The sequence below is a fragment of the Lapidilactobacillus wuchangensis genome (assembly GCF_003946645.1).
GTDB lineage: Bacteria > Bacillota > Bacilli > Lactobacillales > Lactobacillaceae > Lapidilactobacillus > Lapidilactobacillus wuchangensis.
Window position 1 is genome coordinate 12,585 of sequence record NZ_RHOU01000007.1, and the last position, 16,805, is coordinate 29,389.

13 protein-coding genes are annotated in these 16,805 nt (G+C 41.0%); 2 read left to right on the plus strand and 11 right to left on the minus strand.

Annotation, left to right across the window (positions count from 1 at the left end):
• Positions 1-14: 14 nt before the first annotated feature.
• The 6 genes from EKM82_RS07005 to EKM82_RS07025 all read right to left on the minus strand — a co-directional run bounded on the left by EKM82_RS07005 (position 15) and on the right by EKM82_RS07025 (position 6,708).
• On the minus strand, positions 15-1,478 hold the full coding sequence (locus EKM82_RS07005; RefSeq protein ID WP_125767588.1) for an alpha-L-fucosidase: 1,464 nt from the start codon (positions 1,476-1,478) through the stop codon (positions 15-17).
• The gene (locus EKM82_RS07010) at positions 1,478-2,143 is read right to left on the minus strand and encodes an SGNH/GDSL hydrolase family protein (protein WP_225419682.1); all 666 of its coding nucleotides are present in this window, start codon (positions 2,141-2,143) and stop codon (positions 1,478-1,480) included. Before EKM82_RS07010 ends, EKM82_RS07005 begins: the two co-directional genes overlap by 1 nt.
• A 19-nt stretch (positions 2,144-2,162) precedes the next feature.
• Complete coding sequence (locus EKM82_RS11455; protein WP_164508162.1) at positions 2,163-2,363, minus strand: hypothetical protein; 201 nt, start codon at positions 2,361-2,363, stop codon at positions 2,163-2,165.
• Positions 2,364-3,017: 654 nt separating this feature from the next.
• Positions 3,018-4,766 (minus strand): type 2 periplasmic-binding domain-containing protein, encoded by a 1,749-nt coding sequence (locus EKM82_RS07015; RefSeq protein ID WP_225419683.1) that lies wholly within the window; start codon positions 4,764-4,766, stop codon positions 3,018-3,020.
• A gap of 27 nt (positions 4,767-4,793) precedes the next feature.
• Entirely contained in the window at positions 4,794-5,708 is a 915-nt protein-coding gene (locus tag EKM82_RS07020; RefSeq protein ID WP_125767590.1) for a carbohydrate ABC transporter permease, read from the minus strand.
• 37 nt (positions 5,709-5,745) lie between these two features.
• Entirely contained in the window at positions 5,746-6,708 is a 963-nt protein-coding gene (locus EKM82_RS07025; RefSeq protein WP_125767591.1) for an ABC transporter permease, read from the minus strand.
• 99 nt (positions 6,709-6,807) lie between these two features.
• Between EKM82_RS07025 and EKM82_RS07030 the strand changes: the two genes are divergently transcribed.
• Entirely contained in the window at positions 6,808-7,419 is a 612-nt protein-coding gene (locus EKM82_RS07030; RefSeq protein WP_125767592.1) for a YesL family protein, read from the plus strand.
• 106 nt (positions 7,420-7,525) lie between these two features.
• On the opposite strand, the gene EKM82_RS07035 is transcribed toward EKM82_RS07030, so the two are convergent.
• Complete coding sequence (locus tag EKM82_RS07035; RefSeq protein ID WP_164508163.1) at positions 7,526-10,201, minus strand: glycoside hydrolase family 3 protein; 2,676 nt, start codon at positions 10,199-10,201, stop codon at positions 7,526-7,528.
• A 197-nt stretch (positions 10,202-10,398) separates the two neighbouring features.
• Positions 10,399-11,919 (minus strand): glycoside hydrolase family 43 protein, encoded by a 1,521-nt coding sequence (locus EKM82_RS07040; protein WP_125767594.1) that lies wholly within the window; start codon positions 11,917-11,919, stop codon positions 10,399-10,401.
• Between the two features lie 226 nt (positions 11,920-12,145).
• Between EKM82_RS07040 and EKM82_RS07045 the strand changes: the two genes are divergently transcribed.
• Positions 12,146-12,832: a GntR family transcriptional regulator gene (locus EKM82_RS07045; protein WP_125767595.1), complete on the plus strand. Its 687-nt coding sequence runs from the start codon at positions 12,146-12,148 to the stop codon at positions 12,830-12,832.
• 59 nt (positions 12,833-12,891) lie between these two features.
• Here the strand turns inward: EKM82_RS07045 and EKM82_RS07050 are convergent, their stop codons facing one another.
• The 3 genes from EKM82_RS07050 to EKM82_RS07060 are packed head-to-tail and all read right to left on the minus strand — an operon-like array spanning position 12,892 to position 16,728.
• A complete protein-coding gene (locus tag EKM82_RS07050; RefSeq protein ID WP_125767596.1) occupies positions 12,892-14,724 on the minus strand; it encodes a DUF2264 domain-containing protein in 1,833 nt (610 codons plus the stop codon).
• A gap of 19 nt (positions 14,725-14,743) precedes the next feature.
• Positions 14,744-15,568 (minus strand): hypothetical protein, encoded by an 825-nt coding sequence (locus EKM82_RS07055; RefSeq protein WP_125767597.1) that lies wholly within the window; start codon positions 15,566-15,568, stop codon positions 14,744-14,746.
• 32 nt (positions 15,569-15,600) lie between these two features.
• Positions 15,601-16,728 (minus strand): glycoside hydrolase family 88 protein, encoded by a 1,128-nt coding sequence (locus EKM82_RS07060; RefSeq protein ID WP_125767598.1) that lies wholly within the window; start codon positions 16,726-16,728, stop codon positions 15,601-15,603.
• Positions 16,729-16,805 lie beyond the last annotated feature (77 nt).

Sequence of the window (16,805 nt, forward strand, 5' to 3'; positions counted from 1 at the left end):
ATTGTCGCGATCCTTTACTTCAAATTAATTTTAATACCAACAGGATGATTAGCTGCATCAGGTTTGATGTTCACGACCATGCCCTCTGGTTTAATTTGCCACGTGGTTTCACCTTGACCTAATTGCTCAACTGACTTAATAACACCATGGAAAGTTGGTTCATTTTTCTCGTCGAATTCATGGAAAGCGGTCAAAGTTGTTTGTGTCTGACCTTCAGGATTAAGCACATAGGCATAAACACTGCCATGATTGGCAGTATAACGAATATCTTTGATGCCATAATGCAAAGCAGATAAGTCTTGGAACATACCTTCTTTAATATTCGTTGGCCCTTCATTACTGATTTTCCAAGGTGAACTACCATAGATACCTTCACCATTAACCGCTAGCCAATCGCCGATTTCTTCAAGCATTTGCCGGTCATGATCAGCAATTGAACCGTCAGCTTTAGGACCAACATTTAACAGTAAGTTACCATTCTTGCTAACAACATCAGCCAACGTAATCAAAATTTCGTTAACGGATTTATATTCCAATGAATTTGTATAGCACCAAGAATTGTTGGCAATGGCCGTATCGGTTTGCCAGTAGAACGGCTTTGGTGTGGCAAAACCACCACGTTCAACGTCAGTAATCCCCGTATCGAAGGCCATGCCGTCATACTTGAAACAAATACCAGTTGGGAAACCAAGTTCATGGCCTTTATTATAGTAATAAGCCGCTAATTGCTGAATGTATGGTTTGAAAGCATCATGCTGAATCCACCAGTCAAAGTACAATAATTCTGGTTGGTAGCGGTCAATAATTTCAACCACCCGCATTAACCAATCATCCAAATATTCAGTCGTTGGATAAGGATCACTGAAAAGTGCTTGGTTATATGGCTCCGGCATTGCTGGCCAGTAGAAGTCGCCCTTCTTCATTGGATCATGAATATCACTCTTGAATTCACGACCATGGCTCATGAACCACCAATGTTCAGCTCGATGATTAGAAGTACAGAAGTGTAAGCCAGCGTTTTGCGTGGCTGTTTTTAACTCGCCAATAATATCGCGTTTAGGTCCCATTTCGTAGGCATTATAATGAGAAATCTCGCTATGATACATTTGGAAACCGTCATGATGTTCAGCAACTGGGAAATAATACTTCGCCCCAGCCCGTTTGAATAAATCAACCCATTCTTGAGGATCAAATTTCTTCGCGGTGAACATCGGAATAAAGTCTTTATAACCAAATTTATCTTGCGGACCATAAGTTTTACGATGGTGCTCGTATTCAGGGTAGCCTTGAATATACATGTTTCTGGAGTACCATTCATTGCGATATTCAGGAACGGTATAAAGTCCCCAATGAGTGAAAATACCAAACTTGGCTTGTTTGAACCACTTTGGCACTTCAAACTGACTAAGTGATTCCCAATTAGCCTTGAACGGGCCTTGTTCGTTATACTTCTTTATTTCTTCAACAGTAGTAACCATTATTGTCCTCGTTTCCAATCAAAATCTATGGCATTTAACCAAGTGTTGGCCATTAACATATGACCTTTATAATCACCAGGATGAACCCGGTCTTGGGTCAAAATATAACTTGAAGTTGTTTCTAAGAAATGATCAATTGCTTTTTGCGTATCGATATAAAGTAAACCATTTTTGTGAGCCAATTCCTCAGCTACTTGCCGATACTGATCAACTTGAGCCCGCATTGGATCCTGATGATTCGGTTCAAACATGGCTGGGCTCATAATCATCATCTGTTTAACATTCGGCTTGGTTCGATCAATCAAGTCTTGGTATTTCTGACGATATAAAGCTAAATCGACTAAATCATCACGCTGCTGAAAGACCGCATTATCGAAATGGCGCCAAACATCGTTGACCCCGATTAAAACCGACACATAATCAGGCTTTAGATCCAAGACATCTTGTTGCCAACGAGCGGATAATTTCAGAATATCATTGCCGTTAACACCCTTATTGATCACCATAATTCGGTATTCGGGATAAAGGGCTGTTAAAGCGGCGTTGACTAAGTTGGCATAGCCATTACCGAGCGAGCCCCAGCCAGCTGGTTCAGCATTGTAATCACGGCCACAATCAGTGACTGAATCGCCAATAAAAATTAATTTAGAATTCTTTTCTAACAACAATTTAAACGAATCCTTCCTATAATGAAGTCTCACTAACAAGTAATGGTGTGAAGTTAACAAACAGAATTGGTTCTGACTTCATTCCGGGCTTGCTGGTTGTGGAACGCTGCCGGCGTCGATTTGAACCAATTAAAAACCAAATTGTTTCAAATACGAGCCTTCTTCTAAGCGATAAATCGCTAAGAAAAATTTGGCGGCTGACAACCACGCCCTCCATTTCGTCTGGAGTTGAGGTAGTGCACTTTACTGTTGTTAGTGATTAAGGCAGTTATTGTGGAGTTACTCAACTTTGCTAAACTGATGTTAATACTAAGTTTGAATAGTAAAACCAAAACAGTCTAATTGATCATCCATTTCCAACTCTATAACCTGCTGATTTTGTCAACCCCAGAAAGCTTGTCAATCAAACTATTAGTTCACACCAACCTGTTTTTCCGAACGATGGTAATCAGTTCTGTTAGTATATTCTGGTGGTGGCTTGGCGATTGGCGTCAATGGTGAAATTATTCTTGCCGCTTTAGCGGTTAGAATAAGGCTTGTATCTGAGACCGTTCGCAGGAGGGGCTCAGATCAACGCCCACCATGTTCCACGCCCTCTAAATCGCCCAGCCACCACCAAACCAAATTGGGGAAGTCTTGGCACTATTCAGCTTCACGCTATTAAACCAGTGTAGTCAGACTTTATTCCGTGTAAAATCTGTTATTTTCATAAACAAAACACCCTCAGAATCAGCATTAGATTCTGAGGGTGTCGACGTTAAACAGAAATTTCTGGGTTGCGGAGCTTGTTCACAGCAAATAATTTAACGAAACAATTCTGCTCGGACCTAGCACAGCCCCTCAAAGTCTACTAACTTTTGTTTTGAACTAACTATTTCTTGTTAGCGTATTCTTTCTTAATTGCAACACGGGCTTTGTTTTGATCCTTGGCATTCTTCATGTCAACTTTCAAGACTTTCTTGTAACCTAAGCCGTCAACAGTTGATTGCATCTTCTTCAATAAGCTATCGAATTCAGAATCGCTGCTAGCCATAGTCATCTTCCAAGAAGTGTTAACAATTTGAGTCTTGATTTGACCACGTAATGAAGAAATTTCAGAATCTTCTTCAGGAGTTACATAGCTTGCACCTGGAGCGACTAAGATCTTCTTTTCTTTCTTCAAGTAGTCCATTGTTGTTGTGGCATTGTCCATGTGTGAAGACCAGTCTGTATCCAACTTAGTCTTAGTATCTTTAAGAACTGATGGCCACAAAGTATAACTATATGAGTACTTCGTTTCAGGGTTGATGTCATTAGGCATAACTGCTGGGTAGTTCAATTGAGAAACACCATCTTTGTAGTTACCAGTGCCCCACTTAGCAGGAACCTTAGCGCCGCCTTCTAAGAAGACTTTCTTACCAAAGTCAGTTAAGACAGGTTGTTTGCCATCCATCTTCCAAGTCAAACCTTCAGGACCTGAAGTACCACCAGTTTGAGCACCGGCTGCAGAAACACCTTCTGGTGAGTACAACCAGTTAATGAACTTAACTAAACGTTGCTTGTTCTTAGCTTTGCTACCAATACCGATAAAGGTACTTGAACCATTAGTTGTATTCCCATAAGAGAAGATCTTCATATCTTGAACTGGTGCCAGCATAAAGCCTTTGCCAGCTTCTTTGTTAGCAGTTGTGTTGTAAGCTGCTTGGCCTAACCATGGCCAGAATGAGAATAATGCTTTACCATCAGTATATTTAGAATACATGGTATCGTAGTTTTGAGTTGAAGATTCAGGATCAACTAAGCCAGCTTGTTTTGCTTTGTTGAAGAAACGCAAAGCTTTAACATATTGGCCGTTCGTTTGCGTAATGCTTTGGTAATCAGAACCATCAGCCTTAGCTAAGACGAAACCTAATTCATCATAACCATAGAAAGTTGTTGGTTGCTTGGCATTATTCATCATATTGCCATCCCAGTCTTTGAATAATGACAAAGCATAAATCTTTTGATCATTATTTTCAGCGCGGGCTTTAGTTTGCATTTCCTTTAAGATCGGAATCAAGTCATCTAAAGTCTTGATTTCTGGGTAGCCGACTTCTTTATATAAGTCCCAACGAATGTAAGGGCCGAATGTTGGTTCAGTACCTTCTGATGATGATGTTGGTGACGAAGAACTAACTGATGCAGGGATCCCATAAATACCTGACTTAACGCCAGCGACCTTTTGGAAAGCGTCTGTGGCACCAGAGTATTGCTTGAGGTACTTCATACCCTTCATATATGGTGTCATATCTGAAATTAAACCAGCTTTAACTAATTTCTTAGCGCGGCCATCATTTGAACCAGTAATGACGATATCACCTAAGTTACCTGCAGCAGAACGAGTATCAAATAAAGTACTACCACCACCGGCAACGTTAGGAGCGACAATGTTCATTTCAATATTGAACTTGTCTTTAACCATCTTGGCGAACCAGCCTTTAGCGGTCCCTTGATAGTTTGCTAAATCATCATAGACAGTGACCTTCATTAACTTGCCATCGTCTTTTTCAGTGGCGCTGTCGTTAGACTTGCCACACCCTGCTAATGCTAATGCAACTGCCGCAAACGTAGTTGCCATTAATGCTAATTTTTTCATCTTCATAATTCTTCCACTTACCTCCTAAAGATACTAACCCTTCACAGCTCCGAGCATAATCCCTTTAACAAAATATCTCTGGAACATTGGATAAATAAACATGATTGGTAAAACAACGATAATTGATACGGTCATACGAATGGATGTTGGCGTTTGTTGTGTTGCCACCGCACCCATGTTTAACGCACCTCCTGCATTATTTTTGACCATTGCCGCTAGCGAACTAGCTTGGTTGATGTACTGGTAAAGCAAATACTGAAGAGAATATAGCTTCTGATCTGTGATATAAATTAATGTATCCTGAAATGAGTTCCATTGACCAACGGCAGTAAAGATAGCTACTGTGGCAAGGATTGGTGTACAACTTGGCAAAACAACTTTCCAGAATGTTTGTAAAGTAGTTGCACCATCGAGTTCAGCCGCTTCTTCCAACGACTTAGGTAATGATTCAATAAATGTTTTAACCAAAATAATGTTGAATGGTTGTACGATTGCAGGTAAAACGTAAACCCAAAATGTGTTCGTTAAGTGCAAGTTCTTCATTGTAATGAACATTGGAATCAAGCCGGCATTGAAGTACATTGTCACAATGACGAAGCGATACCAGAACTTCCGATGCCACATTTTTTCTTGGGTAAACATGAAACCTAAGAATGCTGAGGCCATCACGGTTAAGACAGTCCCAATCACCGTACGGCCAACAGAAACTAATGCTGCTAATGGCAAGCCATCAAGTTTCAGGACGGCTGCATAGTTGGAAAGGTGTAAACCCTTAGGCCAGAAATTGATGCTCCCAGCTGCTGACAAGTTATTAGCAGAAAGACTATTAATAATTAAGTAATAGAATGGGTACACACAGATCAAGGTAAAAATGATAAAGAATAAATAGTTGAATACCTTGAAAGCACGTTCGCCACCAGTGACTTCACTTTTTTCAATATTAGACAATTTTCACACGCTCCTATCTCATTGACATCCTGGTCCACTAAATAATGGACTCGCCACGGGTCTTCTTGGAAACAAAGTTGACGACATACAAGAGAACCACACTGACGATACTCTTTAACATTGATAACGCCGTCGCTAAGGACAAACTGTTATTTCCCATACCAACGTTATAAACGTATAAGTCAAGCACTTGGATATGAGTTAAGTTAAAGGCGTTTTGGAATACGAAGAACTGGTCCATCCCGTTTGACAGGAAGTTAGAAATTGCTAACATCAACATAACGAAGTAAGTTGGCATCAATGCAGGAATTGTAATGTGACGGATCAATTGCAAACGGTTGGCACCGTCAACCCGTCCGGCTTCATAAAGTTCAGGATCAATTCCGGCAATAGCAGCCAAGTACATAATTGAACCCCAGCCTAAGCCTTTCCATAAGTTCCAAAGCAACATCTTCAACCAAGTATGAGAATCACTATCCAACCATTTGATTGGTTCAGCAATCCAGTGCCAGTTTTGCAACAAGGTGTTAACCATACCGCTGCTAGAGAACATTGCAAAAGCGATTGAGTAAACCAAAACCCAACTAATAAAGTTTGGTAAAGTGGTTAACGTCTGAATGATATTCTTCCAGTGCTTATTTCTGATTTCGTTCAAACCAATTGCGAATAAAACGGGTAAGAATGAAGTCAAAATATTAAGAAAACTCATGGCAAAGGTATTCGCTAATACCTGAACGATTTGATGCATTTGCGTTTTGTTTTGGATCAACATCGCAAACCATTTCCAACCGACGAATTCACTTTGACTCAGCGGAATTGGTGGTTGATAATCGAAGAACGCGTATACCCAACCAAACAGTGGGTAATATGAGAACAGCAAAACCAAAATTATAAATGGAATAATGAGGTAAAATAATCGTTTACCACGCCGGTTTTGCATTTTTTTCTTTTGCTTTTGTAAATCTTTTAATTCCTGAGTATCATTCAAAGCCTCTTGCATGATAATCCTCCTAGCACAAAATAACTTGCAAATATTTAAAACCTTAAGTTAAGATAGTAGGCGTTACGAACAAACCAACATAGAAAACGAGGTTCCAAAATGAAATTCAATACTGATAATCCATTTTTTCGCTTCATGGGCACTTTAGTTAGCTTCACGGCTTTGAATTTGTCGTTCCTACTAACTTGTTTGCCGATTTTTACAATCGGTACTGCGCTCGCGTCACTATTTAATACCACTTTGTCTTACATTGAGAATGAAGACTTACCGTTAACGAAAACATATTTCAAAAACTTCAAGCTTAATTTCAAATCAACTACGATTATCTTTTTGATTACCGCTGCTGTCATTGCCATTATTTCTTTCAACATTGCCTTCTGGCAAAAGTTCAACTCGATCGTGTCGCAGCCTATCTTTGTCGTTTTAATCGTCATCTTAGCGCTGATCGCGTTTGTGGTTGAACTCCTGTTTCCACTTGCTGGCCGTTTTCAAAATTCGATCAAGCAAACTTTTAAAAACGCGGTCTTAATGGTGCTACCGAACTTCTTTAAAGTTTTGCTCTTGCTCGCAATTGACGCGGCGGCATTTGGTTTAGGTTATGTCTCTGAATTCGCTCGAGTCATGTATATCATCTTCGGCTTAGCCTTCATCGCTTACGTAAAATCTTTCTTGTTGAAAAACATCTTCAAGAAATATGGTAGTAATGAATGAATAATTGCTTGAGAAAAGCTGTAAGCGTTTCAACAACATCATTATTATATGACTTAAAATTTGATTTGTAAATACAATTTACTAACTATCTAAATATTTTTACTAATTATTTGATTGCCGCAAGACTATCAAGAGTGATTAACGCTGAGCTGACAAGCTTTAGCGTTATTTTTTTATCGGAAACATTTACTAAATCGATTAGCATTTCTTGTTCGGAGTCGGCAGAGTGATAAGAGAACTGCCCTAAAATTTGGTCATTATCCCCATTAATCACGGTCAACTCACCGTCATTTTGCGCGTAATACTTCATTTGCAGTTGTTGACTAGGCAATAACAATTGCCGATAACTAACAAACCCGTTCGCCGCTAATTGGACTAATTCATATTGGTCACGATTGCTAACCAAAGTCATTTGTTCGTAATCATCAAAAGCTGCGGCTGGTAATTTAGTCAAGGTAACGACTGGCTGACCCATGGTTAATTTAAGCGGTACTTGCTTAACGATTTCCGCTGAAGAACGGCCAATAGCTAACTGATAATCACCTTCAGGCCAATAATTCTGGCCAGTTTTAGGATCATACCAAGCAAAGTCGGCCAGATTGTAGGCTAGCGTGATCGTGTCCATTTCACCAGCATCTAAGGTAACTTTCTGGAAGGCAATTAGTTGCTGGCGATCTTGCCGGTCCTGCAAACCAGTCGCTTGTAAATAAACTTGTACAGTTTCAGTCACTGTAAAATGACAATTGTTGCTTAAAGTAACTTGAACTTGGTGCTGTGACAAATTAGGTGTGACCGCTTTAATCTGCAATTGGCCATAAGTTAAGCCATAGCCAAAAGGATATGTCACCTGCTGATTGGCCACGAACTGATAAGTCCGAGCTGATTTTTCAATATCATAATCAGTTAAAGCTGGCATCTGTGCTTGCCACTGGCGGTTATACCAAGTTTGCGACAACTTCCCAGTTGGAGCCATTTCGCCATAAAGTACTTTGGCTAGCGCCGTCCCCATCGATTGTCCCGCGTAACCACTGAATAAAATGGCGTCCACCGGTAAATCCTGAATTGCAAATGAATAACCAGCTACTAAGACCGCCACTGTTTTGGTCATGGTCGTTGCTAGTGCTTCACAAATTGCTTGTTGGCTTGGTGCCAATTCAATATTTTCCCGATCTTCAGTTTCGCGAGCGTTAACCATCGGATGATTACCACCAACAAAAATCGTGGTGTCGTACTTAGCCGCAGCGGCTGTTACGCGATCAATCCCTGATTCAACAATCGTCATTTGGCCAACAGCCGGTTTCAAATAGCCATTACTACTCAAACTGTTCACGTCGCTAGCCTTGAAATTATGGTCAACCGCGTATAGTTGATTATCAGCCGCCAAATGAAAGGCTTCGCGGACGACCCAATCATAAACTTCAGTTGTCCCGAGTTCTAACTGACCAGCTTCATTTAAGCGGAGATAACGCTTAGTCTCACAGTCTCGCAAGAAGACCGTCTGGTTTTGCCAGCGTTCAATGGTAAACGTGGCAGTTTGAAAATCAGTTGGTTGGGCCAAGTAGTTAGGCGCAAAGGTGACTTTAACCGTGTCGTTGCTATCAACATAGTGTAATTTATCGCCCAGCCGTTTTTCTAAACCACTTTTAACGGTTTCCCGATTCATCGGAATTGTGGCGTACCAGTCCCGTGGGAACAAGTCCGCGGAAGGACCAGTTAGTAAAACATCTTGATTACCATTTAGGGGCAATAAGTCAGCATCATTTTTCAACAAAACACTGCCAGCAGCATAAGCTTCTTGAACTACCGCATCGTGATCAGCATTGCCAATATCCTGCTGACCTAAGCCATCATACGGTGTCTTGGTATCGGCTAATTGACCTAACTGAATCCGGACTTTCAAGGTATTCGTCACTGCTTGGTCGATATCTGCTTCCGTAATCAAGCCCTGGTCCAAAGCAGTTTGGGCAGCAGCTTCAACTTTTTCAGCATCATCAACGAAGCAGTCAATCCCCTTCTTCAAGGCATCGGCAACCGCTTCTGGATAATTATCGTAATAATGATATTCCTCAAGATTTAAGGTTAAGGCACCACCATCAGTCACGATGCAGCCGTCCATTTGCCAATCATTTTTAACTGTGGCCAGTTCTGGTGACTGCATTGCCGGAATCCCATTGATCCCGTTATAGGCCGTCATCATTGATTGCGCCTGCCAATTACAAAAAGCAAACTTAAATGGTTTCAAATAATATTCGTTCTTTAAAGTGGGAATGACTGTATTTGAAGTACCGCCACGACCTTCTTCGTTATTGTTAGCAAAGAAATGTTTTGGTGCTGCGGCCATTTTTAAAATATGGTCCTGGCCTTGAAAACCTTGAATCAAACCGCCACTGACTTGGCCGGTTAAATATGGATCTTCGCCATAGCCCTCTTCATTACGACCCCAACGTGGATCGCGTTCCAAATCAATTGTCGGCGCCCAAGGCATCAGCCAATGTTTGCGGCCAGTGGTATTGTACAAGGCCCGCGCTTCATCAGAAACGACAGTCCCAATTTTCTCAGTTAAGTCCGGATCCCAAGTCTGCGATAATGTTAGCGGAATTGGAAATGAAGTCGTGTGATACTGCTCACGGTCAACAATCCCATGAGCCGCTTCGCCACCAATATTAAAAGCAGGTAACCCTAATCGTGGCACCGCCGTTTGCGCAGTCGACAATAAGCCAATTTTTTCCGAAAGCGTCAATTGCGCCACTAAATCCTGTGCCTGTTCACGTGACCAGTTCATAAAAAACCTCCTAAGATAGAGTGTGAGGGGCTGCGGTTTGCTGGCGTAGGATAACTGCAAATATTTTGATGAGCGGTGCCAGCCGATCATTGAAATATTTCAGTTAGCCATAGCCAGCTGCAGACCCGAACACGTTTCAGTATAGTACAACAGGCAATGATTTTTTACCTAATTCATCATTGCCTGCGATATATTATTTAGTCCTGATTCTGATAAACCAACTGACTAAAGTTTGCCCAACTACTTGCTGCATCAGCAGACTTTTGCGCATAAATACCTAACATTACCCCGGTAAAGTTACCAGCAACTTCACTGGAAAGATACTTCGTTGTTGCTGTTCCTAATTGATAAGTCTGACCTTGAGTTGCGGCTGTAAAACTATATTGATCAGGTGAACCAGTTAAAATCAACGTAACTTCAAGTTGATCGGTGTCACTTGGTAAACTGATCAAATGATCTTCTTGGCGAGCTTCGCCTAACCGAATTCGACGGAACAATTCAAAACCTGTAGCTGTTTTCCGAACCGCTAAATCATAATGCTGCTCATCAGTCATATAAGCAGTGATTCCAGCCTCGCCAGCTGTTAATTGCACCTTGGTTTTCAACGTAAAAGCAATGCCACGTTGTTGGGTGCCTAAGAATGTTGGCGAATCCTTGGCAGCATCCATGGTCACAGTTGTGCCTTGCAAACCAACCTGTTCTGGCAACTGACTCAAATCATAATTGGCCAGATCAGGATTTTGCAAGAATAACCACTGATTGCCAATCTGTGAATTAGCCAAGGTTAAATTAGGCACTGGACTTTGGGAAACATCACTGGCAATTCGATCAGTTTCAAATTGGGCCCGAGTCGTGCCATCATGACCCACCTTTGGCCAGCCATCAATAAAAGTAACGGGCACTAAATAAACTTCACGGCCAGTAACATGTTGTTGTTGCCAACGGTCAAGCTGGCGGAAAGCTAAATGAATAAACCACCAGTTACCCTTAAGATCAGAAACTAAGTCAGCATGACCACAACCTTGAATTTGATAACCACCTAAATTACGGTTGGTCAAAATAGGATTGTCAGGATCATTTTCATAAGGGCCATAAATCTGGTCACTTTTGGCGCAAACCAACATATGACCATATTCCGTACCGCCTTCAGAAGCCACTAACAAATATTTATCAGCCACTTTATATAAATGTGGGCCTTCAAGATAACGACCACCGGCACCTTGCCAAATACATTTCGTTGGCGTTAACTTCTTACCAGTTTTAATATCTAAAGTACATTGACAGATACCGCTCTTACCTTCATCATCAGTCCCATTACTCATGAAATAAGCGGTGTCGCCTTCAAAGTAAAATGACGGATCAATGCCATCTTGATCCACCCAAATTGGATCAGACCATTCACCATAAATATTATCTGTCCAGACGTAGAAGTTACCACCATGATCAACATTGGTGGTGACCATGTAGAACCGTCCTTGATGATAGCGAATCGTCGGCGCATAAATACCACCATTAGTTGGTGAGTCCGTTAAATCTAGCTGGCTCTTACGAGTTAACACATGACCAATTGGTGACCAATTAACTAAATCTTTACTCTCAAATAAGGGAACGCCGGGGAAATAATTAAATGAACTGCAGACCAAGTAATAAGTGTCCTCAACGCGACAAACACTTGGATCGGGAAAGAATCCAGGAACAACAGGATTTGAGTACTTCATCATAAACCTCCACAAAATAAATAAAGTTTGTTTGTATCGCTAACTAACTATTAAATGATAACCCTTTCAATGGATAATTCAAGTCCCCAATTTAAAAGTACCGCTAGAATTCGTCACTTCATCTTTAAACGTTTTTAAAAGCGCAAGCGATGATTTTAATTGACATAAGATATACTAATATATTAGAGTTGAATTGAATCTAATATTATTTCTGAGGATGAAAAATATGCCTGATCTCGTCAATTATCAAGAAGAAGCCTACAGTAAATTAAAACAGATGGTTATCCATGCTGAATTAACACCAGGAGCTACCGTCAATAAAAAAGAACTTGAACAGAAGTTAAGTGTTGGTGCCACCCCGTTACGTGAAGCCCTAATTCGTCTGCAGCGGGAAGGTCTCTTCCGGGTCATTCCGCAACGAGGAACTTATGTGGCAAAAATAAATTTAAATGAAGTCTATCAGGCTCGTTTTGTGCGTGAGAATATTGAAAAAGAAGTTTGTGTTGAGGCTGCTCAGAAAATGACACCTAAGTATCTCAACGAACTCAAAAAAATCATTCAATTGCAGCAAGTTTACCTGCAAATGAATGATTTCAGTAATTTCTTTGAGTTAGACGAACGGTTCCATAAACTTTTCTACACGATTGCCGAGAAAGATTTTATTTGGGAATGGTTGCAGCCACTCAACTTCCAGTTTGATCGCTTCCGCTTTTTACGATTGGAAGTTAAAAATTTGAACTGGGAACAAATCATTGCCCAGCATCAAGCGATTATTACCTATACTGAAAATGGTGATCTCCAGCAGCTACAACAACTTGTCAGCAAACACCTCCATATGGTGGACGCAGATGCCAAAAACGTTGTGGCTGCCTTTCCAGATTATTTCGAAGACATTCCTGAAGTTGATCAATAATCAAGCCATATAAAAATCCTGACCGAAGTTTTTAAAACTTTAGTCAGGATTTTTATATTTTAGGCAAAGTCTGGGGCAGTTAACTGAATCACTTTGTTGCCCTGTTCAGTTTTAATCATTAATTGACCCGCACGTAATTGCACGTCAATCGCGGCCAAATCTGGCGCAACTTGATCAGTCAAACCTACCGCCGAAACCAATAAGTGCTGGCCTACTGCTAAATGCTGTTTCAAATACGGCAAATTCGTCAATGGGAAGAACAGACTAGTATTAGGTTCAGTTTTCGCAACGTCAGCCTCAGTAAAACCATGGAGATTCTTTAACCAAGAAATGCCGACTGTTGAAGCAACTTGGGTTGAATCTCCTGGCCTAATTTGCCGAGCAGCATCTTCGGCAAACGGTACACTAAAGCCACCTTCATAGGCATCAATTTCAAGTTGATTACGAATTTCTTCAATCCGCAAATGCCAGCCGTCAAAGGGAATCAAAGTTGTTTTAATGGCCACATCTGGCCACGGCTGCCAATAATGAATCACGCGATCCGCCAGAATCTCAAACTTGGTATCCAAATCTTTGGTCCGGAAATAATGGTCGCCCTCGGCTAAAGCCAAGCAATTATCGTAGGCGCCTTGGTGATAAAGGTAGCTTGACTTGGGCACACTGAAACCAGTTTTAGTTGAATAAACAAATTTATTATATTTGGCACTGCCATGACTTTGATATTCATTAGCTTGACCAGCTGGAAAACAAAGTAATGTTTGCGCAGAATCATGCTGATAGAAATTACGTCCCGACACACAAGGATATAAATTCTTGGCCAACTGCAGTGGCAAGGACTCGCTCTGCCAAAATGGATGACTAGCTGGTACTGCCAAAAGGAGAAAAGCCTTCAGTGACCAATATGGTGAGCCTGGACCATTATAACCTTCAGCGAAAACTAAGTTCTGATAATGATAGCCAACTGTTAATAAACCGTCATTACTGAAGACATCCTGCTGAAACCAATTATGCATGTTCCGACTCAAAAGGCCTTTTATTTCACCCCAAGGCAACGCTTCAATATCTGCAAAAACTAAAGCACTAAGAAACGCTGATTGGGCGAAACGATAGATCAAACTACGGCCATAAGCAATTCCTTCACCTTTGGCATCAAACCAGTACTGATAATCTTGAGCAAAGGCAATCGCACGTTCCTTAATCGCTGCACAACGTTTAGGATCCTCGTCTTGCATGAAACGATAATAAATTAAACTGTAGTAATGGATGGCAAAAGCAATGTAATAATCGCGCTGTAACGGCGTGCCATCGAAATACCAGCCATCCCCGACATAAAAGCTGTCGATTTTATCTAAGTCTCGATCCAATAGCTCCTGAGAATAAGGTTGCTGATTCTTCTTTAAAGCCACATTAACCAGCACCCGGAAAAATAACCAATTATTCTCAAAGGGCTTGTGTTCGTTTAATTGACCTAGCCAATTAAATAAATTCTCTCGCTCCGGTTTCGAGAATCTTTGCTTGATCAGTTCTGGATTCAAAAGAATGAAAGTGGCTAATGCTGCCATTTCGACAATAATTTGATCATAATCGCGAATATCGCCCCAATAGTCGGGAGAATTCGGATTCGTTGCTTGCTTAATTCCTTCAATCGCTAGCTCAAGATATTCGGAGTTTTCATCAACAGAATATGGTGCTAATCCCCATAAAGGTCGTAGAAATGCTTCAATCTCACGGGTTTTTTTAACATAATTGGTGCCACTGCTACCTAAATCCAAGTAGCCATGAACACCATTTTGCTTTAGCTGTGGCATTAACGGTGCTAATATATCCTGCAACGCCTGCTGGAAGTCGTTCTTAGTTGTAAATTGATTGTTTTTAAGACGCTCATTGATCATTTGATTGTCTTCCCTTGTTTTAATTTAAATTTTGACCATAACACTCGATTTCAGTTAATGCTGGAAATGGTGATTCATCGTCTGCTTTTTGTAACTGACTAAAAACAACTTGGTCCACAACTCTTGGAGCAAAGTTGAATTGCTGTAAAGTTGTCTCTTTTTCAAATTGGAGGACCTCAGTTGACCCATCTGAGAACGTTAAAGTACCAGCTGTCCAGTAACTATCATGGGGAAAATCAGCCCGCAAAACGATGCCCACACCAGCTAATTGCACCTCGCGACCGAAATCAATTGTCAAAGCGGCATCGGCCTGGCGGTTAATTCCCCAGGATTGGTAAGGATATTCGCCATGCATTTGATTAGCAAGAATACCATTGATGGCATTACAAGCAAAGAAAGTCGCGTCATTACGCGTTTCCACATTGGCAGAAGCATGGGGATAACTACCGTTGAAATTCTTTTGATCGTGCGGATTTAATGATAAATTTTGTTGGGCTTCGATTTGAGCCTTCGTTGCCCGGCGCACAGCCAAATAATGCCTTTTGCCATGAAAAGCAGTCTCAGGGCGAGCGTCCCCAGCGTTGGCGGTTAAAGTAACGTCATAATTAACCGCCTGCTTAATGTAGACCAAAGTATTATCCAAGGCCTCGTCTAACTTCAGCCAATAATAACCGGGTCGATCAACTTGGACGACAATCTGATCACCTTCAACAAAAGTAAAGGCCTGTGTAGCCAAATAAGCATATTCTTCACCAGAAAATACTAACGGCCGCAGTTGCTCTTCATAATCATTTTTACCTTGTCTAACAATTCCGTTTTGATCAATAATCTTAATTTCTAGCATCCCAAAAGTGCCTCCACTTACAAATTAATGAACTACCAAATCTTAAATTCGTGTCCAGCTAGTTTCGCCAACGCTTCAATGAAGAAGTAATCACCATAAATAATCGGATATTCATGATTTTCCTCGTCATACGATGCTGAACAACTGGTCAATAAATTGTCATGATCCAATTGCCAATCACAACTGTGATCCGCCAAGGCCTTTAATAATTTAACCGCAGCTGCTTGGAAAATTTCTTGATCACGGCCAGTCGTATATTTTGCTAATTCTAATAAGCCACTAGCAGCAATTGCCGCCGCTGAAGAATCTTCCAGCCAAGGTTCATTAGGTTGCCGAAAATCAATGGGAATTAAGCCATCATCAGGAATATTGGCAATAAAATAATTCGCAATTTGCTTAGCCGTATTAAGGAAACTTTCATCCTTCGTATACTCATAGCTTAAAGTGAAGCCATAAATGCCCCAACCTTGACCACGGGTCCAAGAAGAACCATGACCATAACCTTGGCCGCCTTCAGAATGCAAATAAGCACCAGTTTCAGGATCAAAAACTATAATATGTTTCACTGAGCCATCTGGTCGCACTAAATATTCTTGAGCTGTTTGAGCATGAGCCACGGCAATCTGCTTAAAGCGTGGATCTTGCGTCTCTTCACTAGCCCAATACAGCAATGGCAAGTTCATCAGACAGTCAACGATTGCCAAACCACTACGGTTCAAATCACCCCAGTCATTCCAAGCGCGAATGAAACGACCATTCAAATTGAAACGACCAGCCAAATTATTAGCCGCTAGCAAGCCACGATTGCGTGAATCCTTGGCACCAGTTAAGCGATAATTTTCAACTGCCGTTAATTCCCATTTGAAACCATTGTCATGATCCAAACCTTCAGCATTCATTAAATTGCCATCAAGTTTTGCCTCAGTCGCGATTGCTTCTTGCTGATACAAATCATCATTAGTTAGCGTGTACATTTGCCAGAGCAGCGCACCCCAGAAGCCATTCGTCCACCAAGTAGGAATTTCTTTGAACATGTCCTTAAAGTGACCTTGTTCGTCAGTTGTATAGGGAATAATTCCTTGATTTCTTCGGACAACTTGAATCATTTTTTCTTCGATTTGGGTCAACTTTTCCGCAGCCCAAGTTTGTGTTTGTTGCATCGTCACACCTCATTAAAATATTGCTATTTTCTATATAAGAAAAGCGTTTTCTTGAATCCATTTCAAATATATACTTC

Coding starts and splice junctions, on each gene's coding strand:
- EKM82_RS07005 (WP_125767588.1), bottom strand. CDS start 1,478: ATGGTTACTACTGTTGAAGAAATAAAGAAGTATAACGAACAAGGCCCG.
- EKM82_RS11455 (WP_164508162.1), bottom strand. CDS start 2,363: ATGGAGGGCGTGGTTGTCAGCCGCCAAATTTTTCTTAGCGATTTATCG.
- EKM82_RS07015 (WP_225419683.1), bottom strand. CDS start 4,766: ATGAAGATGAAAAAATTAGCATTAATGGCAACTACGTTTGCGGCAGTT.
- EKM82_RS07025 (WP_125767591.1), bottom strand. CDS start 6,708: ATGCAAGAGGCTTTGAATGATACTCAGGAATTAAAAGATTTACAAAAG.
- EKM82_RS07030 (WP_125767592.1), top strand. CDS start 6,808: ATGAAATTCAATACTGATAATCCATTTTTTCGCTTCATGGGCACTTTA.
- EKM82_RS07035 (WP_164508163.1), bottom strand. CDS start 10,201: ATGAACTGGTCACGTGAACAGGCACAGGATTTAGTGGCGCAATTGACG.
- EKM82_RS07040 (WP_125767594.1), bottom strand. CDS start 11,919: ATGAAGTACTCAAATCCTGTTGTTCCTGGATTCTTTCCCGATCCAAGT.
- EKM82_RS07045 (WP_125767595.1), top strand. CDS start 12,146: ATGCCTGATCTCGTCAATTATCAAGAAGAAGCCTACAGTAAATTAAAA.
- EKM82_RS07050 (WP_125767596.1), bottom strand. CDS start 14,724: ATGATCAATGAGCGTCTTAAAAACAATCAATTTACAACTAAGAACGAC.
- EKM82_RS07055 (WP_125767597.1), bottom strand. CDS start 15,568: ATGCTAGAAATTAAGATTATTGATCAAAACGGAATTGTTAGACAAGGT.
- EKM82_RS07060 (WP_125767598.1), bottom strand. CDS start 16,728: ATGCAACAAACACAAACTTGGGCTGCGGAAAAGTTGACCCAAATCGAA.